Source organism: Affinundibacterium flavidum, assembly GCF_014284175.1.
GTDB lineage: Bacteria > Pseudomonadota > Gammaproteobacteria > Burkholderiales > Burkholderiaceae_D > Undibacterium > Undibacterium flavidum.
Genome location: NZ_JACOGA010000067.1, coordinates 1 through 297 on the forward strand (window position 1 = coordinate 1; position 297 = coordinate 297).

At 68.4% G+C, this 297-nt stretch carries 1 protein-coding gene; it reads right to left on the bottom strand.

Going from position 1 to position 297, the window contains the following annotated elements:
- Positions 1-297: alpha-amylase inhibitor/seed storage family protein (locus H8K55_RS21390; protein ID WP_186944269.1), on the bottom strand; the 297-nt coding region annotated here is incomplete at both ends.

A 297-nucleotide genomic window follows, 5' to 3' on the forward strand; every position in this document is an offset into this window, starting at 1 on the left:
GGCCAGTCGTCGGGTTCCCAGGATAACCCAGCCAGTAGCAGACACCACCTATGCCGTTGGGGATGTCCACGTTGCAGAACGCCGGGAGGCTCGCCGCCGCGCGCTCGATGTCCCCTCTCCGGCAGCCGCGGAACACCTCCGACATGGGGTGCCCGACATCGGGGGCGCCGAGCTCCCTGTAGATGCCTCCAAGCATGTGGTTGAGCGCCTCGCACCTGCACCAGCTGTCGTCGATGGCGGCGAGCTGACGGCAGCAGTCTCGCCGGACCTGCTCGGCGGCGGCCGTGCCATGGACAA